We start from the raw sequence: 22,444 nt of genomic DNA on the forward strand, positions 1-22,444 counted from the left end.
GGCCTGTCCCACGGAACCTGGATAGCGTTGCTTGGGCTATGTGCTCATGCAGATGGGCCGACATCGGTTGTCATGATGGCTGTCCGTACGAAGCGCGCGATCGCGTCGAGGCGTTCGGACCTGCCCGTTCCGCCGACTTGTACCACTGTGATGACGACCGAGGTGAAGATGGCCTCCAGAGCTACCGCGGTGTCGTGTGGATCGAGGTCGCCGGTGACGTCGCCGGATTGCTGGCCGGCGCGCAGCGATGCTTCGAGGGCGGTGCGGATGCGTCGCGGCACGTCGCCGTCGACGAGTCTGGCGAGCAGTTCCGGCTCGTGGCCGCTGAGCACTCGCTGCACCAGCGGATAGGTGTCGAGCTGGGTTATGAACCGGGCGACGACCTGCTGCCAGTACTCGGCGTCCATAGTGCCGGGTAGGGCTAGGGCGTCGTCGGACAGACGCCCGGCGTCGCGGTCGAACGCCGCGATGAACAGCGCTTCCTTGTCGGCGAAGTGGAAGTACACCGCCGACGGGGCGAGGCCGAGGTCGCGGGCCACCGCCGCGACGGAGGTGTTGCGGAAGCCCTGATCGGCGAACCGGCGGGTGGCGATGTCGAGGATTAGTTGACGTGTCTGTTCGCCACGGGTCGTCGGCGCTGTCCGGGGTCGTGGCATTTCTGAACATTAGCTCGGACGCATGCCGAACCGTTACAGTGTAACTGAATAAATTCATCAATCAATCAGTTATGACGGGCGTCGAACTCACGGCGGCACAGTCGCTGTCGCTCACTGCAGGAAGGTTCCACCGCTATGCCCACACCCGATCAGCCGACCGATACACATCGGCACCTCAGCAGACGCCAAGTGCTCGCGACCATGGCGGCAGCGCCGGTGGCTCTGCCGATCCTGGGCGCGCTGGCCCCGACCGTGTCGTCAGCCCCGGCCGTGCGGCCGAACATTCTGGTGATCATGACCGATCAGGAGCGTGCGGATGTCGTTCTGCCAGTGGATTTCACACTGCCAGCGCGCGCTAGAGTCGAGGCCAACGGGGTGCGATTCGCCATGCACCACACGCCGACAGCGCCGTGCTCACCAGCGCGCTCGGCGTTCTTCACCGGCCTGCAGGCTCCGGTGAACGGGATGACCGACAACGTGCTGGGCAACGATCTGATGGGCACGGTCCTGAGTCCAATGCATGCCTGGAGTCCCAACCTCGACACCGGGATCCCGACGCTCGGGACGGTGCTGAAGAAGGCAGGCTATCGCTCCGCCTACATCGGCAAATGGCATCTGTCCGAGCCCATCGGCACGAATCTGACGGCGTTGTCGGCCTACGGGTTCGACGAAGCCTTCGACATCCTCTCCGGCGGTAGCCCTGATGAGGGCTCGCAGGAGGATCCTGGTGTCGTCGACCATGCGGTCGACTGGCTGCAGCGCCACGGCAACGACACCGAGCCGTGGCTGTGTGTGGTCAGCATGGTCAACCCGCACGACATGATGTACTGCCCACGCTTCTACCGCCTCGAGGATGTTCCCGACTACGGCGCCGACGTGCCGCCGAACTTCGAATCCGATCTGTCGACCAAACCGGCGGTGCAGAACGTGTGGCGCACTATGAACGAGGCTGTCGGTGGACTGATGCCGGGCGAGGTCACCTCACCGCTCGGGCGGCGGCAGTGGCAGCAATGGGGTAACTGGTATCTGGAGTTGCTGCGGCGCACCGACGAACTCATGGGCTCGGTGCTCGCCGCCCTCGACCGTAGCGGCGGCTCGGGCAACACCGTCGTGGTCAAAGTTGCCGACCACGGCGAACTCGGTGGCGCCCACGGACTCCGACAGAAGGGCGCCATGATCTACCGCGAGAACAACAGGGTGCCGTTCGTGATCTCCGATCCGAGAAACCCTGCCGCCCACAGCACCACGGTCAACGCCCTGACCTCACATGTCGATCTGATGCCGACACTGGCCACCCTCGCCGGCGCCGCACCGAGCCCGGTTGCCGGCCGCGATCTCACCCCACTGCTCACCAACCCGGGCGGTTCCGTCCGTGAGGCGCTCCTGCTGACCTCGGACGCCAAGTCCAGCGGCGGACAGACGCCGGGCGTCAAATACTGTCTGCGCGGCACGATCACACCCCGCTACAGCTTCGCCCGCTACTCCATACCCCTGCACATCAACGGACCACGATCGGAATTCGAATACGAACTCTACGACCGTCAGGAAGATCCACTCGAGCTGCACAACCTCGCCCACAACGGCGGCGCGGCCGGGTTGGTATCGCAGCTGAATGATCTGGTGGATTCCCTGGTAGCCCAGGAAATCCACCCCCTTGATTCGAGCGGGCGGTGATCGAGCATGACGCGGGTCGAGCACGTTCGCGGCCGAGACATAAGCGCCCGCGAACCCGCAGCGCCGCAGGCGCTGCCAAAACTACAGCATGCAGGACACGCAGCCCTCGACTTCGGTTCCCTCCAAAGCCATTTGGCGCAGGCGAATGTAGTAGAGGGTCTTGATGCCCTTGCGCCAGGCGTAGATCTGGGCGCGGTTCAGGTCGCGGGTGGTAGCGGTGTCTTTGAAGAACAGCGTCAGTGACAGGCCCTGGTCCACGTGCCTGGTGGCCGCGGCATAGGTGTCGATGATCTTCTCGTAGCCGATGTCGTAGGCGTCCTCGTAGTACTCGAGGTTGTCGTTGTCCATGTAGGGCGCCGGGTAGTAGACGCGGCCGATCTTGCCTTCCTTTCGGATCTCGATCTTCGAAGCCACCGGGTGGATGGAGCTGGTGGAGTGGTTGATGTAGGAGATCGAGCCGGTCGGCGGCACCGCCTGCAGGTTCTGGTTGTAGATGCCGTGCGCCATGACCGAGGCCTTCAGCTCACGCCAGTCGTCCTGGGTCGGGATACGCACGCCCGCGCCGGCGAAGAGCTGACGGACCCGTTCGGTCTTCGGCTCCCACACCTGTTCGGTGTACTTGTCGAAGTACTCACCGCTGGCGTATTTCGATTCGGGGAACCCGCCGAAGTAGGTGCCGCGCTCCTTCGCGATCAGGTTCGAGGCCCGGACCGCGTGGTAGACAACGGTGTAGAAGTAGATGTCGGTGAAGTCGATGCCTTCTTCGGAGCCGTAGCGCACCCGCTCGCGCGCCAGGTAGCCGTGCAGGTTCATCTGCCCGAGTCCGATGGCGTGCGAGGAGTTGTTGCCCTGCTCGATCGACGGCACCGAGTAGATATGGGTCTGGTCCGATACCGCGGTCAGCGCCCGGATGGCCACCTCGATGGTCTGCGCGAAGTCGGGTGAGTCCATTGTCTTGGCGATGTTCAGCGAGCCGAGGTTGCACGAGATGTCCTTGCCCACCTTCGAGTAGGACAGGTCGTCGTTGAACTCCGACGGCGTGGACACCTGGAGGATTTCCGAGCACAGGTTCGAGTGCGTAATCTTGCCCGCGATCGGGTTGGACCGGTTCACGGTGTCCTCGAACATGATGTACGGGTAGCCGGATTCGAACTGCAGCTCGGCAATGGTCTGGAAGAACTCGCGCGCCTTGATCTTCGACTTGCGGATGCGCTTGTCGTCGACCATCTCGTAGTACTTCTCGGTGACGTCGATGTCGGCGAATGGCTTGCCGTAGATCCGCTCCGCGTCGTAGGGCGAGAACAGGTACATGTCCTCGTTCTTCTTCGCCAGCTCGAAGGTGATGTCCGGTATCACCACGCCGAGCGAGAGAGTCTTGATGCGGATTTTCTCGTCCGCGTTTTCCCGCTTGGTGTCCAGGAACCGGTAGATGTCCGGGTGGTGTGCGTGCAGGTACACCGCGCCCGCACCCTGCCGCGCACCGAGTTGGTTGGCGTAGGAGAACGAGTCCTCCAACAGCTTCATGATCGGGATGACACCTGAGCTCTGGTTCTCGATCTTCTTGATCGGCGCGCCGTGCTCGCGAATGTTGCTCAGCAGCAACGCGACGCCGCCGCCGCGCTTGGACAGCTGCAGCGCGGAGTTGATCGAGCGGCCGATGGACTCCATGTTGTCCTCTATGCGAAGGAGGAAGCATGACACCGGCTCACCACGCTGCTTCTTGCCCGAGTTGAGGAAGGTCGGTGTGGCGGGCTGGAAACGGCCTTCGATGATCTCGTCGACCAGCTTGCTCGCCAGCGTCTCGTCACCGGCGGCGAGGGTGAGCGCGACCATGCACACCCGGTCCTCGAACCGTTCCAGGTAGCGCTTGCCGTCGAAGGTCTTCAACGTGTACGAGGTGTAGTACTTGAACGCGCCCAGGAAGGTCGGGAACCGGAACTTCTTGGCGTACGCCTGCTTGAACAGCTTCTTGATGAACCCGCGGCTGTACTGATCGAGAACTTCTGCCTCGTAGTAGTTCTCATCGATCAGGTAGTCCAGCTTCTCGTCCAGATTGTGGAAGAAGACGGTGTTCTGATTGACGTGCTGCAAAAAGTACTGGTGAGCGGCTTCGCGGTCCTTGTCGAACTGGATCTCGCCGTTCGGGCCGTACAGGTTCAGCATCGCGTTGAGGGCGTGGTAGTCCAGTACCTCGCCCGCTTCGCCGCCGCGGACCAGAGGCTGCTCTAAGCGAGCTGTTTTTCCGGCCGGCGCTGTTGTTGCTGTTGCCAAAACAATCCCAATCCCTCGCGGACGCGTTCGACGTCCTCAGCGGTTCCCATGAGTTCGAAGCGATACAGGTACGGCACCCCGCACTTGCGCGAGATCACCTCGCCCGCAAAGCAATAGGTATCGCCGAAGTTCGTGTTACCCGCTGCGACGACACCGCGCAGCAGCGCGCGGTTGTGCGGATCGTTGAGAAACTTGGCGACCTGCCGCGGCACGAAATCCTTGTCGGACCGGTGGCCCCCCAGTACGTGCCGACCGCCCCCGTAGGTGGGGACGATCAGCACGTACGGTTCGTCTACGCGCAGCGAATCGGCGGTGTGCAGTGGTATGCGAGTCGCCGGGAGACCCAGCTTCTCGACGAAACGATGTGTGTTCTCCGAGGCGCTGGAGAAGTAGACCAGCGCCGCCCCTTCGGACATGGTCGACTCCTCCTCTCGGGAGTACCGGACAGTGAACCGTCCGGCATTCGCCCCGGACGAAACGGAAGCGGTCAGGCCGCCACGGTGGCGAGCGACTTGATGCGGTCGGGCCGGAAGCCGGACCAGTGCTCATCACCGGCCACCACGACCGGCGCCTGTAGGTATCCGAGGGCCATGACGTAATCGCGCGCCTCGTCGCTCACGGAGATGTCGACGACCTCGTAGTCCACACCGGCCTTGTCGAGGGCCTTGTAGGTGGCGTTGCACTGGACGCAAGCGGGCTTGGTGTACACGGTGACGGTCATTGATGTCCCCTCTCTCCTTGTGATCCACAGCCTGTGATCCGTATGCCGATCGTTTCGAGCGACCCGCACGCAGTCGCTAGCCGATCGTTTCGAGCGACCTGCACGGTCGCTGGCGATGCACGTCCGACGTATGCTGCGCAAATTTCTGGATCCGGTCTTGAATCCCCTGATCAGCCATGTGTGGCCGACTCGTTCGGAGCGAGGTTTCGTGCCGTCTTCCAGTACCGAAGACACTACACCTAGTGGCCGACAGATTCATCCAACACGACATGTAGCGAGTCACACGGATGGAATTCCAACGGGAGAAGTACCAGGCCGCTCGATTCGCAACCCGACACAACAGTGTCGCAGATCACAATTTGGCCACGCAGCTTACTTTCAGCAAACTGATCGGCAAAGGAGAGGGCCACCGCTACTCCGGCAGCGGTGACCCTCTCTCGAGACCGGACGTGGAGCTTACACGGACGCCAGTTCGCCACGCGCCGCCTCGACCAGTTCACGCACGGTGGCCGCCAGCTCGGTCAGCGCCTGGGCGTCCTCGCGCGGGTGTGCGGCACCGAACCGCTCGCCGACGACGCCGAAGTGCAGGTGCGCGGACTCCACCACGCGCGCGCCGGCGACGCCGAGCGCCTTGACCGCGTCACCGTGCGCCCACTGGGCGGCGTTCGGGCTGATCGACGCGCTGACGACAGCGGAAGACTTGCCCGTGATCGCGCCCGCGCCGTACGGGCGCGAGGCCCAGTCGATGGCGTTCTTCAGCACCGCCGACAGCGTGCCGTTGTATTCCGGAGTCACCACGAGCAGACCGTCGGCCGCGGCGACCGCGTCGCGCAGCGCCTGGGCGGCGGCGGGGACCGAACCGGGGACATCGATGTCCTCGTTGTAGAACGGGATATCGCCGAGACCTTCATAAATGGTGACCTCGACGCCTTCTGGGGCGGTCTGCACGGCGGCCTCGGCGAGCCGCCGGTTGACCGAGGCGGCACGGAGGCTACCGACAAGTGCGAGGATGCGGGTCTGACTCATGACGACTCCTGGTGTACTGAATGTGCTGTCCGAACGTTCATCACACATCAACCGGACCACGGTCCGATTACTTCCCGCGGAGTCTGCGTGAGCGCTGTGAACTACCCCACATCCGACACGTCGGCGCCCGGCGAGCGCCGACTGCTCGGCATCGGCACTCCGCTGCCCGGCACGGCGGGGCCCACCGAGCGCGCGGACGCGGCACGCAACCGGCAGCTCCTCCTGGACGCAGCACACGAGCTGGTCCGCGAGCATGGCGTCGACAGCCTCACCATGGACGCGCTGGCCAAGCGCGCCGGAGTCGGCAAGGGTACGGTGTTCCGCCGGTTCGGCAGCAGGTCGGGACTGATGCACGCGCTGCTGGATCACTCGGAGCGGAAGAACCAGGAAGCGTTCATGTTCGGGCCGCCGCCGCTCGGCCCCGGCGCGCCACCGGCCGAACGGCTGGTGGCCTTCGGGCGGGAGCGGCTGCTACATCTAGAGGTGGAAGGCGAGCTACACCGTGCGGCCGAGATCGGCGAGGCCGGGGACCGCTATTCCGGCGCGCCCTACGGACTGCTGCGTGCCCACGTGGCCATGCTGCTGCGCCAGGCCGACGCGCAGGGAGAGATTCCGCTGATCGTCGACTCGTTGCTGGCGATACTCAGCGCGGCGCTCGTCATGCACCAGATGCACGTCCTGGGCTACACCCGCGAGCAGATCGGCGACAACTGGGAGGCCTTCGTTCGGCGCGTTGTCACCAGATGAATCGCCAGTAGACTCGAGCGCCATGCGGAACCTGCGCGAACAGATCATCACCGAATTGGGCGTCCAGTCGAGCATCGAACCGAAGACCGAGGTGCGGCGCCGGGTCGATTTCCTCAAGGATTATCTGAACGCCACTCCCGCACGCGGCTTCGTCCTCGGCATCAGTGGAGGGCAGGACAGCGCCCTCACGGGACGGCTCTGCCAGCTCGCGGTCGAGGAGCTGCGCGCCGACAGCGTGGACGCGACCTTCCTAGCCGTCCGGCTGCCCTACGGCGTGCAGGCCGACGAGGCCGACGCCCGGATCGCGCTGGAATTCATCCAGCCGGATCGGTCCGTCGCGGTGAACGTCCGCCCCGGCGCGAACGCGGTGGCCGCCGAGGCGGCGGCGGCGCTTCAGGCGGACGAGCTACGTGATTTCGTGCGGGGCAACATCAAAGCCCGCGAGCGCATGGTGATCCAGTACGCGCTGGCAGGCCAGGAGAACCTGCTGGTCGTCGGCACCGACCACGCGGCAGAGGCGGTCACCGGCTTCTTCACCAAGTACGGCGACGGCGGCGTCGACCTGACGCCGCTCACCGGCCTCACCAAGCGTCAGGGCGCGGCGCTGCTGCAAGAACTGGGCGCACCCGCCAGCATCTGGTCCAAGGTCCCCACCGCTGATCTCGAGGACGACCGGCCCGCACTGCCCGACGAGGAAGCGCTCGGTCTGCGGTACAGCGAAATCGACGACTACCTCGAGGGCGAGGACGTGCCGCAGGAAGTCGCGGCCGAGGTCGAAGCGATCTTCCTGCGCACCCGGCACAAGCGCGCCGTCCCGGTCACGCCGCTGGACACCTGGTGGCGTTCCTACAGCGTGTCTCCCAGCAGGTAAGGGACCTATCCGCCCGCGAAGGGCGGAAGCACGTCCACCTGGGGGCTCAGCGCGACACCGGGGTCGCGGGTAAGTTCGTCGCCGATCAGGTAGGCGCAGACCGACAGCATCTTGTCCAAGTCGGGGCCGTAGGAGACGGACAGGGTGGCACGCAGGTCGGCGATCGTGGCGCCGGCCGGGAATTCGAGGGTCTCGCGGTCCTTGCCGACGGCGTCGGCGATGGCGGCGAAGTATCGGATCTCAACCACCGATGGCTCCCATCGTCCGTTCCGGGGGGACGAACCCTTCGGCGTCGATACCGTGGCCTGCCCATTTGTTCCACATCGCACCACGCCACAGGGTTGCGAGCTCGTCGTCGTCGGCGCCGGAACGCAGTGCCTGGCGCAGGTCGAACTCCTGATCGCTGAACAGGCAGGAGCGCAGCATGCCGTCCGCGGTGAGCCGGGTGCGGTCGCAGGTGTCGCAGAACTTTCGGGTGACCGTCGCGATGATGCCGACGGTCGCGGGACCGCCGTCGACCGACCACTTCTCCGCGGGCGCCGACGGATCGGCACGGCCCACCGCGGTGAGTTCGAAGCGGGCGCCGAGCACGTCGAGCAGCTCGGCGGCGGTGACCATGTTCGCGCGAGCCCACTCGTGGTCGGCGTCCAGCGGCATCTCCTCGATGAACCGCAGTTCGCAACTCTCGTCCAGGCACCACCGCAGTAGATCCGACGCGCCCGAAAGGGTCTCGCGCATCAGCACGGCGTTCACCTTGACCGGGGTCAGACCGGCCTGCCGTGCGGCGCGGATACCCGCCAACGTGGAGTCGAGGCGGTCGCGCCTGGTCAGCCGCGCGAAGCCGACCCGGTCGACAGTGTCCAGCGACACGTTCACCCGGTGCAACCCTGCGGCGGCGAGCACGTGGACGCGGTGCTCCAGGCCCACGCCGTTGGTGGTCATGGCCAGCGGGATGTGCGGCACCTGTTCGTGGCACCCGGCGATGATCTGCTCCAGGTCGCGTCGCATGAGCGGCTCGCCTCCGGTGAACCGGACCTCCCGCACCCCCAGCTCGCGGACCGCCAGGCCGACCAGCCGCACGATCTCGTCGGCGGTGAGCAGCTCGTGTCGGGGAATCGCCGGCAGGCCCTCCTCCGGCATGCAGTAGGTACAGCGCAGCGAGCACTTCTCGGTGATGGAGACGCGCAGATCGCGGGCGACGCGTCCGAACCGATCCAGCAAGTAGGGCGTGTCGGGGCGGCCGTCGAGCGAGGGACGCCCCGAACGCACGGCGGGAATCCCGACCTCGACCAGAGTCACACCTCCATTATGACGGCCCGCCGGGAATCGTCTGCGGCGCAAGGTACCGAAATCGCTCACCGTAGCGGGGCCGCGAGTGTGCGCTTCGCGCCGACTGGCACCTCCGGCTCACCGGGCCGCTGCCGGTCGCCAGAGGCGGAAAGTCCCTGGCATACGGCGTTAGGCTGACTTGCATGAACCCTCGGCCCGCCAGCGTCTCGACCCGGCCCGTCGACGACTACCGCGACAGTATCGAACAGCTGTTGCGGCCGCTGGCCGCGCGCGCGGTCGAGTCCGTCCTGATGCCGGAGGCGTTGGGCAGGCAGCTGGCCGACGACGTCCGGTCGCCGATCGATCTTCCGGTGTTCCGCAACTCGGCGATGGACGGGTACGCGGTGCGCGCCGAGTCGGTAGTGCTCGCGCCGGTGACGCTACCGCTGGTAGGTGTGGTCGCGGCGGGTGCTCCCGGCCGGACGCCGCTGCCGCCCGGCTCGGCCGTGAAGGTGATGACCGGCGCCCCCCTCCCGCCGGGCGCGGACTGCGTGATTCCGGTGGAGGACACGCACGCCGACGGCGATACGGTGACCGTCGAACGCGGCCGCAACGCAGGCGAATATGTGCGCGAACCAGGCACCGACGTGCGGGCCGGAGACCTGCTGGCCACCGCGGGGACCGCGCTGACCCCCCGGCACATCGCGGCGCTGGCCGCGGTCGGGCTCCCGATGGTGGCGGTGTTCGCCGCGGTACGCGCCGCCGTCATCACCACCGGCGACGAACTGGTCGCGGCGGGGACCATTCTGCGGCCCGGGCAGATCTACAACTCCAACGGCACCGCCCTGGCCGCGGCGCTAGCGGCGAACGGCGTCACCGTCGTCTCGGTCTCGCACAGCACCGACGATCCTGCGCGCTTTCGCACGCTGCTGTCCGCGGCGACGAGCGCGGCCGATGTGGTGTTCACCTCCGGTGGTGTATCCCAGGGTGACTTCGAGGTGGTGAAGGAGGTGCTCGAGCCGCTCGGCGGGCAGTTCGGCTCGGTCGCGATGCAGCCGGGCGGACCGCAGGGGCTGACCGTCGTCGGCGGCGTGCCGGTGCTCAGCTTCCCGGGCAACCCGGTCAGCACGATGGTGTCGTTCGAGGTGTTCGCGCGTCCGATCCTGCGCCACCTCGCGGGCCTGGCCGCAGTCGAGACCTACGAGCTACCGCTGCGCACCGCCGTGCCTCGCTCGCCGGTGGGCAAGCGGCAGTTCCTCCGCGGCAAGCTGATCCGCGGACAGTCCGGGGAACCGCCCGGACGGCTCCGACATCCGATCGCGGTCGAGGTGGTGTCCGGGCCCGGCTCGCACCTGGTGGCGAGCATGGCGTGGGCCGACGCGCTGATCGACGTACCTGCCGAGGTCTCCACGTTGCCTGCGGGCGCGACTGTGCGAGTGTGGTCACTATGAGCGAGCGCAGCGAGCGAACAATAGGCGCAGCCGAGCATCGCTCGGTCATGACGGAGCCGAGCGCCAGCGAGGCGGAGGCATGAGTTCCCTGAGTCAACCCCTACGCGGCGATCGGTCGTTGACCTGGTTGATGCTTGCCGGGGTCGTAGGCGGTTTTGGTGCGCCAGCAGGCCCAGATGATGCGCAGCCAGGCTCGTCCGAGGGTTCGGATGGCGTGGGGGTGTCGTTGGCCGCGTTGGCGGGCGGCGGTGTAGCGCTGGTCGGCCCAGTCGCTGGCTCTGCGGCTGTTGTCGATCCAGGTGACCAGGGCTTGGCGGGCGTGGTGGTTGGTGGCGTGGCGGAACGCGACGGTGTGGGTCTTGCCGGAGGCCCTGGTGACCGGTGCGAGACCGGTTTCGGCGGCGAGCTGGTCGAAACTGTTGGCGCGCTCCAGGATTGGGCCGATCTCACCGATGATTTGGGCCAGGTTGAGCACGCCGATGCGCGGCAGGTCAGCCAGCAGCCGGGCATACGGGTGGGCCGTGGCGGCTTCGGCGATCACGGTGTCGAGCTGGTCGAGGCTGGTCTGCAGCGACCGAACGGCCGCGACCTGTGCGCGGATGAGTTGCGCGATGATCGGTTGGCCGAGGCGGCTGGCCGAGGTCGGTGCGTCCCGCAGCCGGGCCAGCAACTCAGCGCCGCAGCGTCGACCGCTGTAGCTGCGCCGACGGCAGAACGCCTCGAGACGGGCAGCGGTGAGCGAGGCGGCCGACTCGGGGTTGGGATAGCGATCCAGGAATGCCAATGCGATCGGCGAGTGCAGGTTGGCGAAGATTGTTCTGCCGCCGGGCCAATGCGCGTCCAGCAGGGCGGAGAGCTGGTTGACCGCGGCGATCCGCAAGCCCAGGTGATCGCCGCGCTGGCGGGTCAGCGCCTGCAGTTCCAAGGTCTGCGCCAGCGTGGGGGCCAGGGTCGGCAGCCGGTGGATATCGGTGCGGATGTAGTCGGCCAGTTTGAACGAATCGCCTGGGTCGTTCTTGGCGCGGGCAGCACCCCAGCGGGGACGGGCAGCGTGAAAAGCGTTGGGATGGACCGGGATTACCGGGTGCCCGGCGGCCAGCAACCGGTCCACGACCAGCCCGCGGGTGGTTTCGATCGCTACCGGCAGCGTGCCGGGATCACCGTGAGTGGCCAGGCGAGCCAATGCCCGCGCGATGCCGTCTTCGGTGTGTGGCGGCGCGAACCTCTCGACTTTGCCGCCGGCATCGTCGATCACGGTCACGTCGTGGGCAACAGTGCCCCAGTCCCAGCCAGCGAACACCAACAATCTCCTTCGAGGTCGATGCGCTGCCTCTCCGGAAGCGAGGGCCGTCGCCGGAAGCTCATTGATCGGCCCTCTGCGTGCGCGGGGCATGTCCCTGATGCCGGTCTGCGGCCCTCGGCCCGGTGGGGCTGGCAATACTCATGCTGGCCATCTAGTGGCACGCGATGCGGGCCATGCACCCACCGGAACCGAGAGACAACAACCCTATCTGTTCGGGCTGCAGAAGGGATGGTGCCCCAATGAGCGAGCGCAGCGAGCGAACAATAGGCGCAGCCGAGCATCGCTCGGTCATGGCGGAGCCGAGCGCCAGCGAGGCGGAGGCATGAGCGAGCTGTCGCATGTCGACCGGGAAGGACGCGCCCGCATGGTCGATGTGAGCGCGAAGACCGACACCACCCGGATCGCCGTCGCAGCGGGCGAACTGCGAACCACCGCCGAGGTGGTCGCGCTGGTGCGGGCCGACGACCTGCCGAAGGCGGACGTGCTGGCCACCGCGCGCATCGCGGGCATAGCGGGCGCGAAGAAGACCTCCGAACTGATTCCGCTGTGCCACCAGCTGGCGCTGTCCTCGGTGCGGGTCGAGTTCGGTTTCACCGAGACCGCGATAACGATCGAGGCCACCGCGAAGACCAAGGGCCCCACCGGTGTCGAGATGGAGGCGCTGACCGCCGTCGCGGTCGCCGGGCTCACCCTGCACGACATGGTGAAGGCGGTCGACCCGGCGGCAACGCTCGACGCGGTACGGTTGCTCACCAAAGAGGGCGGCAAGCACGGGCATTGGGAGCGTCCCGCCGCCGGAGCGCCGAGCGAGACCCCGAACCTGCTGCTCGATGACGAAAAGCCTTCGGCAGGTGAACTTTCCGACACGGACGAGCGGGTCGATCGGGCACTCGACGAGGAATCCCGCTCGGCCGTGGTCGTCGTCGCCTCCACGGGTGTCGCGGCGGGCATACGTGTCGACACCACCGGCCCCGTCCTCGTGGAATGGCTTGCCGGCCTTGGCTTCTCGGTGCGCGGACCGCTGGTCTACGCGGATGCCGAGATCGAGGTCGGCTTGGCCGACGCGCTGCGCTTCGCGCCTGCGCTGGTAATCACCACGGGGGGAACCGGCGCCTCTCCGACCGACGCCACCCCGGAAGCCACCCTCGCGGTACTCGACCGCGAACTGCCCGGCGTGGCGGAGGCCATCAGGCAGCGCGGCACCGCCGAGTTCCCGCTCGCCGCCCTGAGTCGGGGCGTGGCCGGGCTCGCGGGCCGCTCGGTCATCGTGAACCTGCCCGGATCGCCCGGCGGCGTCAAGGACGGCATCGCGGTGCTGCAACCGCTGCTGATTCATTTACTCGCACAAGCGGCCGGAGGCGGCAATCATGACAACAGCTGAGGCGACCGTCCGGCTCGCCCGGATCAGCGACCGGGCGCTCGACCCCGCCGAGGTCGATGCGGCCGTGACCGGACCGCATTACGGCGCGGTCGTGCTGTTCACCGGCAAGGTTCGCGACCACGATGGCGGACAGGTGGTTTCGGCCTTGGAATACTCCGCGCACCCGCAGGCCGAGCGGTTCCTGCGCACAGTGTGCGCGGAACTGGCCGCCTCCCGCGGCCTGCCCGTCGCGGCGGTGCACCGCGTCGGCAAGCTCACCATCGGCGACCTCGCGATCGTCGTCGCGGTCGCGGCCGCACACCGCGCCGAGGCGTTCGCCGCGTGCGCGGAATTGGTGGATCGGATCAAACACGAAGTGCCGATCTGGAAGCGCCAACTGTTCGCCGACGGGTTGTCGGAATGGGTGAACGCCTGCTAGTGCGGCGTGTGGCGCCAGATGCCGAGCATCGTCTGCGGATCGAGTGGACCGGCGGCGGCATGCACGGTGTCGCGCAGGCGTGCCAGGGCGGCGTCGGCGTGCAGACCCGCCCCGATGAGCACCAGCTGCGTGCCGCGAGATTCGCCCCGCGCCCAGCTGCCCGGCTCGAAGACGATGTGGCGGCCGACCATGTGCAAGACGAACTTCCTGCGTTCGTCCGCGACGCCGAACGCCGCGAAGCCCTTGACCCGGAACAGACCTGGCGGCGGGTCCTCCAGGAAGCCGATCAACCTGCGCGGGTCCAGCTCTCGCGTACTGGTGAACGAGACGCTGGTGTACTCGTCATGCAGATGGCGGTGGTCGGCGTGGTCGTGATCCCCGTCCTCGTTGTGCTCGGCGAGTAGTTCGTCGAAACTCAATTGTTCGGCCACCCGCCGCATTTCGCGCAGCGGTTCGTCGAACAGCAGTCCCGGATCGATCCGGCCGTGCGTGGTCGCGTACACCGGCACCGGGCCGACGAGCTCCGCGATGTGGTTCCGAAGCCGGGCCAGCTGCTCGGCCGGTACCCGGTCGGCCTTGTTCACCACCACCAGATCGGCCAGCCGCAGATGCGTGATCAGCTCGGGATGACGTGCGCTACTGTGCGGAAACTGTTCGGCGTCCACCACTTCGACCAATCCGCCGTAGCGGATCCGCGAGTTGTCGCTGCCGACCACCATCCGGATGAGGTTGCGCGGCTCGGCGAGGCCGCTGGCCTCCACCACGATCACGTCGATCTTGGCGCGTGGCTGCGCGAGCCGGCTGAACAGCTCGTCTAGTTCGGTGACGTCAACCGCGCAGCAAACACAGCCGTTTCCGAGCGAGACCATGGCGTCGACCTGCCCGGCCACCAGCATCGAGTCGATGTTGATTGCCCCGAAGTCGTTGACAACTACCCCGATCCGGGTTCCCCGGTTGTCGCGCAGCAAATGGTTGAGCATGGTCGTCTTCCCGGAGCCGAGAAACCCCGCGACGAGCACAACAGGAATCCGGTCAGCCATTCCGCTCAGCCTACTGTGCGGCGCGGTGCCACCCACAAAGCCGGACGCCACCCTCGATGTAGCGAGGATGGCGTCCGGTGGGTTCGGTGTGCGGACTATTTCGAGGGGCCGTGCAGCATGCCCAACAGGGTGTCGGCCAGAGTGATCAGCTCCGGGGTGATGACGGTGGTGTCTATGCCGAGCGACCTCGCCAGCGGCATCAGCAGCTCCACGACCTTGCCACCGGTGCTCCCTTCGGGGCCAGTCCACTGCGGAGTACCGGGCGTGCTTTGAGACTGCGGCCCACCAGGGACGACCTGAGACTGCGGCCCACCAGGAACAACCTGAGACTGCGGCCCACCAGGAACAACCTGAGACTGCGGCCCACCAGGAACAACCTGAGACTGCGGCCCACCAGGAACAACCTGAGACTGCGGCCCACCAGGAACAACCTGAGACTGCGGCCCACCAGGAACAACCTGAGACTGCGGCCCACCAGGAACAACCTGAGACTGCGGCCCACCAGGAACAACCTGAGACTGCGGCCCACCAGGAACAACCTGACCCGGCAGCGGGATGATCCGCGCTTGCGGTTCACCTGGAACAACCTGGCCGGGCGGCACATCCGGGACGATCCGAGACTGCGGCTCACTCGAAACCGTCTGACCTGATAGCGGCCCCGGGACAGCTTGCGGTGCGCTCGGAGCCTGAGCCTGAGCCTGAGCCTGCGGCTGCGGCTGCGGCTGCGGCGCGCTCAGCGCCACCGCTGGCCGATCTGACGGAACACCCGACCGCGCAACACCCGGAAATACCCCGGGCCGATCCGACGACGAGCCCGTCTGCGGAGCGCCGAGCACATAGCCGACCAAGCCGGTAGTGATCGCGATAGCGTGTTTCAGCTGCCCTTCCTGGCTCTCCAGTAGGGCGGCGTCCTCAGGGTTCGCGCCGTTGCCCATCTCGACGAAAACGTCGGGAACGGTGGTCAGCGCGGGCCCGGCGATGTCCTTGCGGGTCTGTAGCCCGTCCGCCACACCCGCGTAGTTCGCCGAGGGGAATCCGGCGTGCAAATAAGCGTCGCGGACCGACTTCGATGCGGCATATCCTGATCCGGCCTGGACCTGATTCACCGTCCCGTCCGGAATCGGCAGCGTTGGAATGATCAGATGGAAGCCGCGATACTCCGCGGGAGCGCTGTCGGCGTGAATGCTCACGGCGACGTCGGCGCCGGACTCGTTCGCCGCACGTGCCCGCTCGTCGATGCAGCCAGCCCAGCCCGTGTCGTCCTGGCGGCTCAGCACCACACGAGCGCCGAGACTCTCCAACGACGCCTTGACCAACTGCGCGACGTTCCAGTTGATGGTGTGCTCGGGTATGCCGTTCATGGTGGTCATACCGGTGGTCTGGCAGTCCTTCGTGCCGCCGCGACCATCGCTGACCTGTCTGGCCAGGTCCTCCGAGTGATTCGGCCCCTGGTGGCCGGGATCGAGAAACACGGTCTTGCCTGCGAGTTTGTTCGTTATGTCCGGCGCCGCCGGTGCGGCTTGCGCAATAATCGGGAGCAGTCCAGAGAGCGTCATTGTCACCGCGGCCGTGACGGCGGTACAGCTACCGGCCTTGATGATGCTTGGCTTCATGTGCGGTCGGTGCCCCGGGACGGGGCACCCCTCCCTTCCCACTAGTAACACCAAACCCACTAGCCACTCTTGCAACGTGGGTATCAGCAAGCAAGGTCCGTTATCGAACCGTTACCTCCTGGGAGGGCATGTTCGGGCTGCTCAGACGCCATGCGGCAGACTGCGCAGCGACCGAAGGCCGTAGTGCACCCGCGTCTTCACCGTGCCCACGGGCACGCCGAAGTCGTCGGCGACCTCCTGATAGGCACGGTCCCGCAGGATCACCTCGGTTACCGCCTCCCGCTGGGCGGCGGGCAGCAGGGCCAGCAGTTGCACCACCAGCAGGCCGTCGACCAGGCCGTCGGCAAAATCAGGGTGCGCATAGCGGGAATTGGTCTGTTCGTCGACCTCATCCCAGTCGGCATGCCCGGGTCGCACGGCCCGCGCGCGAGCCATGTCGATGACGACGTTGCGTTGAATGGCCAGCAGCCAGGTCCGGACCGCACCCTTGGCCTCGTCGAACCTCCCGCAGGAACGCCACGCGCGCAGCAGTGTTTCCTGTACCGCCTGTTCGGCGAGCCCCGGATCGTCCAACGATCGCAATGCGCGCCAGTGCAGCAGCGCACGCTCGCTGGTCAGCACGGTGGCGAGCCCGTCGTCGGTGCACAGTCGCGCGCAACGCAGGCCACACGGAACAGAGCGCACCCGCCGGGGGCGGGAAGCAGGCCGAGCACATCTCATATCAGGGATATCGCGGTGAGTCGACCGGATGACAACATCGTCCGTGATTCAGTGCCGCCGCCGACCGGAATTCCGGTTTCGATGACATCCATCGGGCGATTCTGGTAGACCTTGCCGCGGAGATTCGGGGATCTCCCTCGTCAGCCGCGACGCGGCAGGAGAACACAGTCGAGGAGAACATCGTCATGCGTGCAAGCACGCTCCTGACCGCGGGGGCCATGGCCGCCGCGGCGACCCTGCTCGGAGCCGGAACCGCAGCGGCCGAACCCGCGAATACCATGCCGCACGACGGCCTCTACTTGGTCGGGGTCGACATTTTCGCCGGCACCTGGGAGGCGCCGGGCACGGCCGATCCGACTTACGGCTGCGACTGGCGCAGACTGTGGAAGGTCGAGGGCGACAACACCGACATGAAGAACATCATTGCGAACAACTTCACCCGCCTCAGCCCGGTGCGAGTGGAGATCAAGTCGACCGATGTCGCGTTCAAGACCGAGAACTGCGGTCCGTGGCGGCTGCTGCCCCCGCCGCCGAGCACCGGATCCTTCGGCGGCTGACCGCGCGGAATCGCCTTGATCGATCCGGTTCTGTCCCAGCTGCCCGACTAGGCGGTGGCGCGGATGAGTTGAACGGCGCGCTCTGGGCGGCTCACTTCACCAAAGTGAACTGCATGACGTCGATGTGCCCGCTGCGGAAGTGGGCCGCGCAGCCGGTCAGGTACTTCATATAGCGCTCGTAGACTTCCTCGGACGCCAGCGCGATCGCCTCGTCACGGTGGTCGCGCAGGGCGGCGGCCCAGCAGTCGAGCGTCCGCGCGTAGTGCGGCTGCAGCTCCTGGATCTTCTCCGTGCCGAACCCGGCGCGACCGGCGAGCCGGGTCACCTCCGCGGGCTGCGGCAGCTGTCCGCCCGGGAAGATCTCCCGCTTGATGAAGATATGGAACAGAGCGTTGTCCCGGGTAACGGGAATATTCATGCGCCGTAGGTCGTTGAGGCTGTGGCCGATGATGGTATGCAGGAGCATCCGCCCGTCGTCCGGGAGCATTCGGTAGCAACACTCGAAGAACGCCTCGTAGCGCTCACGCCGAAAGTGTTCGAACGCTCCGATGCTGACGATCCGGTCGGCGCCGTCTTCGTACTCCTCCCAACCCTGCAGCCGGACCTCGGCGCCCGGGATGTGCTCCCGGGCGATCGTCGCCTGCACGTATTCGTACTGATGGCGGCTGAGCGTGAGCCCGATAACCTTGACCCCGTATACCGTTGCGGCCCGCACCATCGTTGCGCCCCAACCGCATCCGATATCGAGCAGGGTCATGCCCGGCTGCAGATCGAGCTTGCCGAGTGCCAGATCGATCTTGGCGTGCTGCGCCTGTTCGAGCGTCATGTCCGGGCGCTCGAAGTAGGCGCAGCTATAGGTCATCGAGGGATCGAGGAACAGCGCGTAGAACTCGTCGGACAGGTCGTAGTGCGCTTGCACCTGCCGATAGAACGGCGGGAGGTCGGTCATCACGTTTCTCCTGTTCATCGGTTGTATCAGCTGATACGCGCGAGCGGGGAGTTTCGTTTGCCGTCGGTGCCGAACGATACCGAAGCGTTGCCGACGCCCGCCGGGGCACGCTCGCCCGCCTTGCGCGTCGACGGGCACCCCGGTAGCCTCAGCAGTGTCTAGCTCTTGTGGACGCAGGTGTTCCTCCCACAAGAATTCCGAGGCCCCCGTTCCGAACCGGACTCGTGCATCGTTCCGCAACTCCGGGAATCGTCGCCGCAGTTCCACTGCACGTCACGGCATTCGCCGCATCCATGAACCACCCCTACCTGAAATGGAAATACCATGAGTACCAACATGACTGAGAAGCAGTCGCCCGATCGACAGGACGCGGCACAGACCGTGACCGGTATCCTGGACACCGTGGGCAACCGTGGCGCACTGCGCGTCGACGGCTACCTGCCTGGTCCGCGCGACGTCACCGTTCCGACCCGGCTCATCCGGGAGAACGCACTGCGTCGCGGCGACTTCGTCACCGGCACAGCGCAACGGGATTCCCGGTCCGACAAGCCCGCCGCACTGCACACGGTGGGTACCGTCAACGGACAGCGACCGGACAGACTGCGCGGCCGCCCGGAGTTCGCCGATCTGGTCCCGATCTATCCCGACGAACGCCTCCGCCTCGAAACCGAACAGCACGCCATGACCACGCGCGTCACCGACCTGGTCATGCCCATCGGCAAGGGGCAGCGTGCGCTCGTCGTCGCGCCGCCCAAGGCGGGAAAAACCGCTGTGCTGCAAGCGATTGCGCACGGCATCGCGAAGAACCACCCGGAATGCGAGCTGCTGCTCGTGCTGGTCGGCGAGCGCCCCGAGGAGGTCACCGACCTGACCAGGGCGGTGCCCGCCGACGTCGCCGCCGCCACCTTCGACCAGCCGCCGCGCGAGCACATCGCGGTGGCCGAACTGGCCATCGAGCGTGCCAAGCGGCTCGTGGAGATGGGACGCGACGTCGTCGTCCTGCTCGACTCGCTGACCCGCCTCGCCCGCGCCTACAACGTGGCCGCCCCCGCATCGGGCCGCATCCTGTCCGGTGGCGTGGATGCCGCCGCGCTCGCCCCGCCCAAGCGCTTCCTCGGCGCTGCCCGCAATATCGAGCACGGCGGGTCGCTCACCATCATCGCCACCACCCTGGTGGAGACCGGCTCACTGGGTGACACGGTGATCTTCGAAGAGTACAAGGGCACCGGCAACGCCGAGCTCAAACTGGACCGCGCCGCGGCGAACAGGCGCGTCTTCCCCGCAGTCGACATCGGGAAGTCCAGCACCCGCAAAGACGAGCTGCTGCTCACCCCGGATGAGCTGACCGCGACGCATAAGCTGCGCGCGACCCTTGCTCCCTTGGACGGGCAGCAAGCACTCGACCTGCTGCTGGAGGGCCTCCGCAAAACCGAGACCAACGCGCAATTCCTGGCCCCGATGCGGGCCGCCCGCAGCTGAGTGACCTCGACCACGACCGACGGTGCTGGCGTGAACCCGCCAGCTCGGGCACCGTGTGACTGTTGGACTGGATCTCGTGTCCACACTTCACACCACCACACCGACTCCCCGCCGCACCGCACTCACCGGCTGGCTCGCGGTCGTCTCGGTCATGCTCGCGATCTTCTCGATCGTCACCACCGAGATCCTGCCGATCGGGCTGCTCACCTCGATCGGCGCCGACTTCACCATCTCCGACGGCATGGCCGGGCTGATGATGACCATGCCGGGATTGATCGCGGCCGTCGCGGCGCCGGTCGTCACCGTCGCCACCGCGCGGATCGACAGGCGACTCATGCTGTGCCTGTTCATGTTTCTGCTTTTGCTCGCCAACGTGCTGGTGGCGGCCGCACCGGAATACTGGGTGGTGCTGGTCTCGCGGGTGCTGGTCGGCGTCACCATTGGCGGCTTCTGGTCCATCGCGGCCGGATTGGCCGAACGCCTCGTGCCCGCCGATTCGGTCACCAAAGCCAACGCCGTGATCTTCTCATCGGTGCCGCTCGGCTCCGTGCTCGGCGTTCCCTCGGGCACGCTGCTGGGTGGAATTGCCGGTTGGCGAACGACTTTCGTCGTAGTGGGCGTCCTGACGGCCGTCGTGTCCGCCATGCTGGTCGCGTTCCTGCCCGCGCTACCCGCCCGCCAGGTCACGCGGCCCGCGCTGCTGGGTGCGCTGCTGCGCCGCGGTGATATCCGATTCGCCTTGCTGGCAACGTTTCTCATTGTTCTAGCCCATTTCGGCGCGTACACCTACGTGACGCCGTTCCTCGAACAGGTCACCCTGGCCGGCCCCGGCGTGGTCACCATCCTGCTGCTGAGCTACGGCGCCGCAGGCATTCTCGGCAACTTCCTCGGTGGCGCCTGGATCATGCGCAGGCCCCGCGCCACCTTCGCCGCCGCCGCGGCGCTGATCGCCGGCGCCACGCTGCTGCTTCCCGGGCCAGGCAGGTGGGGATTCGGCGCACTGGCTCTGCTGGTCGTGTGGGGCGTCGGGTACGGCGCAGTGCCGGTGTGCTCCCAGGCGTGGTTCGCGAAGGCCGCGCCTGACGCGCCGGAGGCTGCGGCGGTCCTGTTCACCGCCTCGTTCCAGGCGACGTTGTCACTCGGCGCGCTCGCGGGCGGCATCGTCGTGGACCACGGTTCGCCCAGCACCGTTATGACGCTCGGCGGAGTGACCGCCGCGCTGGTGATAGCGGCGGTGTGGGCGCATCGCGCACAGAGCCGCACCTCTCCGGATCGGTGACCATTACCTCCGGGGTAGTCGACTCCGCGCGCGGACCTCGGGCAGGATCGTGTCCATGATCGATACGACGGGCACCGCGTTGTTCCACCAGACCATGCCGTTCACCGAGCGGCTCGGTGTCGAGGTCGTCGAGCACGGCCCCGAGTTGGTGCGCAGCCGTCTGGCCTGGGATGAATCGCTGTGCACTCTCGGCGGCGTGTTGCACGGCGGGGTGCTGATGTCCCTCGCCGACGCGACCGGCGCGGTATGTGCGTTCCTGAACCTGCCCGAAGGCAAGCAGGGCACCACCACGGTCGAGTCGAAGACGAACTTCCTGCGTGCCGTCCGCTCCGGATACGCCAACGCCTCCTCGACCCCGCTGCATGCCGGGCGTTCGTTCATCGTGGTCGAGACGCTGATCCGCGACGACGCCGACAAGCTGGTCGCGAAGGTGACCCAGACTCAAGCGGTGCTGTAGCCCACCGCGCCTGCTCGATACGCGGCACGCTTCGAATACGAAGCCCGTCCGGCACCGATGTCCGGTGCGGGGCGGGCTTCTTCGTGCTCAGCTGACGAGGACGACAAGCAAAGCGGCCAGGAACAAGACCTGGACCAGCGTCCGCAGCGGCAGCGGCATGGTCTTGATCCCGAGATCGGCCCGTGCGGCGCGGACGTTGGCCGGGAACATCACCACCAGCAGGGCGATCAGACAGATCGCGGCAAGGTCGGCCGTCTCGGGGATCACCAGGCCGACCGCGCCCGCCAGTTCGAGGATGCCGGTCAGCGTCACCAGCGCGGACGGGTTCGAAAGCCGCGGCGGCACCATGGCGATCAGAGCGTCACGGCGCGGCCGCAGGAAGTGTGCGCTCGAGGTGAGGACGAACATCGCGGCCAGACCGAGCGCGGTCGCGTGCGGCCATGAATCGAGCCAGCCGATACCGGCCAGCCGGCCGATGAGCCGAGCCAGCGCGGTGACGACGGCGAGTACAACCAGCGGTGCCATCGGAGTCTCCTGTCGAACAGCCTATCTTGACAGTGGA

The 22,444-nt window shown here is 66.7% G+C and carries 22 protein-coding genes and 1 pseudogene; 10 read left to right on the forward strand and 13 right to left on the reverse strand.

All coding sequences use genetic code 11. The features are described from left to right. Positions 1 to 44: 44 nt before the first annotated feature. Positions 45 to 656, reverse strand: coding sequence for a TetR/AcrR family transcriptional regulator (locus OH799_RS15870; protein WP_406280961.1), 612 nt, complete (start codon positions 654 to 656; stop codon positions 45 to 47). Between the two features lie 135 nt (positions 657 to 791). Here OH799_RS15870 and OH799_RS15875 point away from each other — a divergent pair, with 135 nt between their 5' ends. Beyond that, entirely contained in the window at positions 792 to 2,330 is a 1,539-nt protein-coding gene (locus OH799_RS15875; RefSeq protein WP_406280963.1) for a sulfatase-like hydrolase/transferase, read from the forward strand. A gap of 81 nt (positions 2,331 to 2,411) precedes the next feature. Here OH799_RS15875 and nrdE read toward each other — a convergent pair whose 3' ends face one another. The 4 genes from nrdE to OH799_RS15895 all read right to left on the reverse strand — a co-directional run bounded on the left by nrdE (position 2,412) and on the right by OH799_RS15895 (position 6,348). Then, entirely contained in the window at positions 2,412 to 4,493 is a 2,082-nt protein-coding gene (nrdE, locus tag OH799_RS15880; RefSeq protein WP_406282159.1) for a class 1b ribonucleoside-diphosphate reductase subunit alpha, read from the reverse strand. A 62-nt stretch (positions 4,494 to 4,555) separates the two neighbouring features. After that, positions 4,556 to 5,017: a class Ib ribonucleoside-diphosphate reductase assembly flavoprotein NrdI gene (nrdI, locus tag OH799_RS15885; protein WP_406280965.1), complete on the reverse strand. Its 462-nt coding sequence runs from the start codon at positions 5,015 to 5,017 to the stop codon at positions 4,556 to 4,558. Between the two features lie 71 nt (positions 5,018 to 5,088). After that, entirely contained in the window at positions 5,089 to 5,322 is a 234-nt protein-coding gene (gene nrdH / locus OH799_RS15890) for a glutaredoxin-like protein NrdH (RefSeq protein WP_327120349.1), read from the reverse strand. A 456-nt stretch (positions 5,323 to 5,778) separates the two neighbouring features. Further along, complete coding sequence (locus OH799_RS15895) at positions 5,779 to 6,348, reverse strand: NAD(P)H-dependent oxidoreductase (protein WP_406280968.1); 570 nt, start codon at positions 6,346 to 6,348, stop codon at positions 5,779 to 5,781. Positions 6,349 to 6,498: 150 nt separating this feature from the next. On the opposite strand from OH799_RS15895, the gene OH799_RS15900 reads away from it, so the two are divergent. Further along, the gene (locus OH799_RS15900; RefSeq protein WP_406282162.1) at positions 6,499 to 7,095 is read left to right on the forward strand and encodes a TetR/AcrR family transcriptional regulator; all 597 of its coding nucleotides are present in this window, start codon (positions 6,499 to 6,501) and stop codon (positions 7,093 to 7,095) included. Between the two features lie 22 nt (positions 7,096 to 7,117). Beyond that, positions 7,118 to 7,966: an ammonia-dependent NAD(+) synthetase gene (gene nadE, locus OH799_RS15905; RefSeq protein ID WP_406280970.1), complete on the forward strand. Its 849-nt coding sequence runs from the start codon at positions 7,118 to 7,120 to the stop codon at positions 7,964 to 7,966. Between the two features lie 5 nt (positions 7,967 to 7,971). Here nadE and OH799_RS15910 read toward each other — a convergent pair whose 3' ends face one another. Further along, positions 7,972 to 8,214, reverse strand: coding sequence for a MoaD/ThiS family protein (locus tag OH799_RS15910; protein ID WP_406280972.1), 243 nt, complete (start codon positions 8,212 to 8,214; stop codon positions 7,972 to 7,974). Further along, positions 8,207 to 9,265, reverse strand: coding sequence for a GTP 3',8-cyclase MoaA (gene moaA / locus OH799_RS15915; protein ID WP_406280974.1), 1,059 nt, complete (start codon positions 9,263 to 9,265; stop codon positions 8,207 to 8,209). The genes OH799_RS15910 and moaA overlap by 8 nt, the downstream gene beginning before the upstream one ends. A 173-nt stretch (positions 9,266 to 9,438) precedes the next feature. Here moaA and glp point away from each other — a divergent pair, with 173 nt between their 5' ends. Next, the gene (glp, locus tag OH799_RS15920) at positions 9,439 to 10,686 is read left to right on the forward strand and encodes a gephyrin-like molybdotransferase Glp (RefSeq protein WP_406280976.1); all 1,248 of its coding nucleotides are present in this window, start codon (positions 9,439 to 9,441) and stop codon (positions 10,684 to 10,686) included. 100 nt (positions 10,687 to 10,786) lie between these two features. Here the strand turns inward: glp and OH799_RS15925 are convergent, their stop codons facing one another. Beyond that, positions 10,787 to 11,986 (reverse strand): IS110 family transposase, encoded by a 1,200-nt coding sequence (locus OH799_RS15925; protein ID WP_406272567.1) that lies wholly within the window; start codon positions 11,984 to 11,986, stop codon positions 10,787 to 10,789. 325 nt (positions 11,987 to 12,311) lie between these two features. Here OH799_RS15925 and moaCB point away from each other — a divergent pair, with 325 nt between their 5' ends. Next, on the forward strand, positions 12,312 to 13,370 hold the full coding sequence (gene moaCB / locus OH799_RS15930) for a bifunctional molybdenum cofactor biosynthesis protein MoaC/MoaB (protein WP_406280978.1): 1,059 nt from the start codon (positions 12,312 to 12,314) through the stop codon (positions 13,368 to 13,370). Next, positions 13,357 to 13,788: a molybdenum cofactor biosynthesis protein MoaE gene (locus OH799_RS15935; RefSeq protein ID WP_406280980.1), complete on the forward strand. Its 432-nt coding sequence runs from the start codon at positions 13,357 to 13,359 to the stop codon at positions 13,786 to 13,788. Before moaCB ends, OH799_RS15935 begins: the two co-directional genes overlap by 14 nt. Here the strand turns inward: OH799_RS15935 and OH799_RS15940 are convergent. From OH799_RS15940 to OH799_RS15950, 3 genes are all read right to left on the reverse strand, one after another. Continuing rightward, positions 13,785 to 14,828 carry a CobW family GTP-binding protein gene (locus OH799_RS15940; protein WP_406280982.1) on the reverse strand — a complete coding sequence of 348 codons (1,044 nt, stop codon included), beginning with the start codon at positions 14,826 to 14,828 and terminating at the stop codon, positions 13,785 to 13,787. The genes OH799_RS15935 and OH799_RS15940 overlap by 4 nt on opposite strands. Before the next feature lie 95 nt (positions 14,829 to 14,923). Further along, positions 14,924 to 16,441 carry an N-acetylmuramoyl-L-alanine amidase gene (locus OH799_RS15945; protein ID WP_406280985.1) on the reverse strand — a complete coding sequence of 506 codons (1,518 nt, stop codon included), beginning with the start codon at positions 16,439 to 16,441 and terminating at the stop codon, positions 14,924 to 14,926. Between the two features lie 141 nt (positions 16,442 to 16,582). After that, on the reverse strand, positions 16,583 to 17,125 hold the full coding sequence (locus tag OH799_RS15950; protein ID WP_406280987.1) for a sigma-70 family RNA polymerase sigma factor: 543 nt from the start codon (positions 17,123 to 17,125) through the stop codon (positions 16,583 to 16,585). Positions 17,126 to 17,346: 221 nt separating this feature from the next. Between OH799_RS15950 and OH799_RS15955 the strand changes: the two genes are divergently transcribed. Continuing rightward, positions 17,347 to 17,718, forward strand: coding sequence for a hypothetical protein (locus tag OH799_RS15955; protein WP_406280989.1), 372 nt, complete (start codon positions 17,347 to 17,349; stop codon positions 17,716 to 17,718). A 91-nt stretch (positions 17,719 to 17,809) separates the two neighbouring features. Here the strand turns inward: OH799_RS15955 and OH799_RS15960 are convergent, their stop codons facing one another. Continuing rightward, positions 17,810 to 18,667, reverse strand: a complete 858-nt coding sequence (locus OH799_RS15960) for a cyclopropane mycolic acid synthase family methyltransferase (protein ID WP_406280991.1) — start codon at positions 18,665 to 18,667, stop codon at positions 17,810 to 17,812. Between the two features lie 366 nt (positions 18,668 to 19,033). Here OH799_RS15960 and OH799_RS15965 point away from each other — a divergent pair. The 3 genes and pseudogenes from OH799_RS15965 to OH799_RS15975 all read left to right on the forward strand — a co-directional run. Beyond that, positions 19,034 to 20,146 (forward strand): annotated as a pseudogene (locus OH799_RS15965) (transcription termination factor Rho, short form); the annotation flags it as partial. 76 nt (positions 20,147 to 20,222) lie between these two features. Continuing rightward, positions 20,223 to 21,425: an MFS transporter gene (locus tag OH799_RS15970; protein ID WP_406280993.1), complete on the forward strand. Its 1,203-nt coding sequence runs from the start codon at positions 20,223 to 20,225 to the stop codon at positions 21,423 to 21,425. Positions 21,426 to 21,480: 55 nt separating this feature from the next. Then, the gene (locus OH799_RS15975; protein ID WP_357263749.1) at positions 21,481 to 21,882 is read left to right on the forward strand and encodes a PaaI family thioesterase; all 402 of its coding nucleotides are present in this window, start codon (positions 21,481 to 21,483) and stop codon (positions 21,880 to 21,882) included. A gap of 87 nt (positions 21,883 to 21,969) precedes the next feature. On the opposite strand, the gene OH799_RS15980 is transcribed toward OH799_RS15975, so the two are convergent. Then, positions 21,970 to 22,407 (reverse strand): DoxX family protein, encoded by a 438-nt coding sequence (locus OH799_RS15980; RefSeq protein WP_406280995.1) that lies wholly within the window; start codon positions 22,405 to 22,407, stop codon positions 21,970 to 21,972. Between the last annotated feature and the right edge of the window lie 37 nt (positions 22,408 to 22,444).

Source organism: Nocardia sp. NBC_00881 (assembly GCF_045207455.1).
In the GTDB taxonomy this organism is placed as follows: Bacteria; Actinomycetota; Actinomycetes; order Mycobacteriales; family Mycobacteriaceae; genus Nocardia.

Coding starts and splice junctions, on each gene's coding strand:
- OH799_RS15870 (WP_406280961.1), bottom strand. CDS start 656: ATGCCACGACCCCGGACAGCGCCGACGACCCGTGGCGAACAGACACGT.
- OH799_RS15875 (WP_406280963.1), top strand. CDS start 792: ATGCCCACACCCGATCAGCCGACCGATACACATCGGCACCTCAGCAGA.
- nrdE (WP_406282159.1), bottom strand. CDS start 4,493: ATGCTGAACCTGTACGGCCCGAACGGCGAGATCCAGTTCGACAAGGAC.
- nrdI (WP_406280965.1), bottom strand. CDS start 5,017: ATGTCCGAAGGGGCGGCGCTGGTCTACTTCTCCAGCGCCTCGGAGAAC.
- nrdH (WP_327120349.1), bottom strand. CDS start 5,322: ATGACCGTCACCGTGTACACCAAGCCCGCTTGCGTCCAGTGCAACGCC.
- OH799_RS15895 (WP_406280968.1), bottom strand. CDS start 6,348: ATGAGTCAGACCCGCATCCTCGCACTTGTCGGTAGCCTCCGTGCCGCC.
- nadE (WP_406280970.1), top strand. CDS start 7,118: ATGCGGAACCTGCGCGAACAGATCATCACCGAATTGGGCGTCCAGTCG.
- glp (WP_406280976.1), top strand. CDS start 9,439: ATGAACCCTCGGCCCGCCAGCGTCTCGACCCGGCCCGTCGACGACTAC.
- moaCB (WP_406280978.1), top strand. CDS start 12,312: ATGAGCGAGCTGTCGCATGTCGACCGGGAAGGACGCGCCCGCATGGTC.
- OH799_RS15935 (WP_406280980.1), top strand. CDS start 13,357: ATGACAACAGCTGAGGCGACCGTCCGGCTCGCCCGGATCAGCGACCGG.
- OH799_RS15940 (WP_406280982.1), bottom strand. CDS start 14,828: ATGGCTGACCGGATTCCTGTTGTGCTCGTCGCGGGGTTTCTCGGCTCC.
- OH799_RS15945 (WP_406280985.1), bottom strand. CDS start 16,441: ATGAAGCCAAGCATCATCAAGGCCGGTAGCTGTACCGCCGTCACGGCC.
- OH799_RS15955 (WP_406280989.1), top strand. CDS start 17,347: ATGCGTGCAAGCACGCTCCTGACCGCGGGGGCCATGGCCGCCGCGGCG.
- OH799_RS15960 (WP_406280991.1), bottom strand. CDS start 18,667: ATGACCGACCTCCCGCCGTTCTATCGGCAGGTGCAAGCGCACTACGAC.
- OH799_RS15975 (WP_357263749.1), top strand. CDS start 21,481: ATGATCGATACGACGGGCACCGCGTTGTTCCACCAGACCATGCCGTTC.
- OH799_RS15980 (WP_406280995.1), bottom strand. CDS start 22,407: ATGGCACCGCTGGTTGTACTCGCCGTCGTCACCGCGCTGGCTCGGCTC.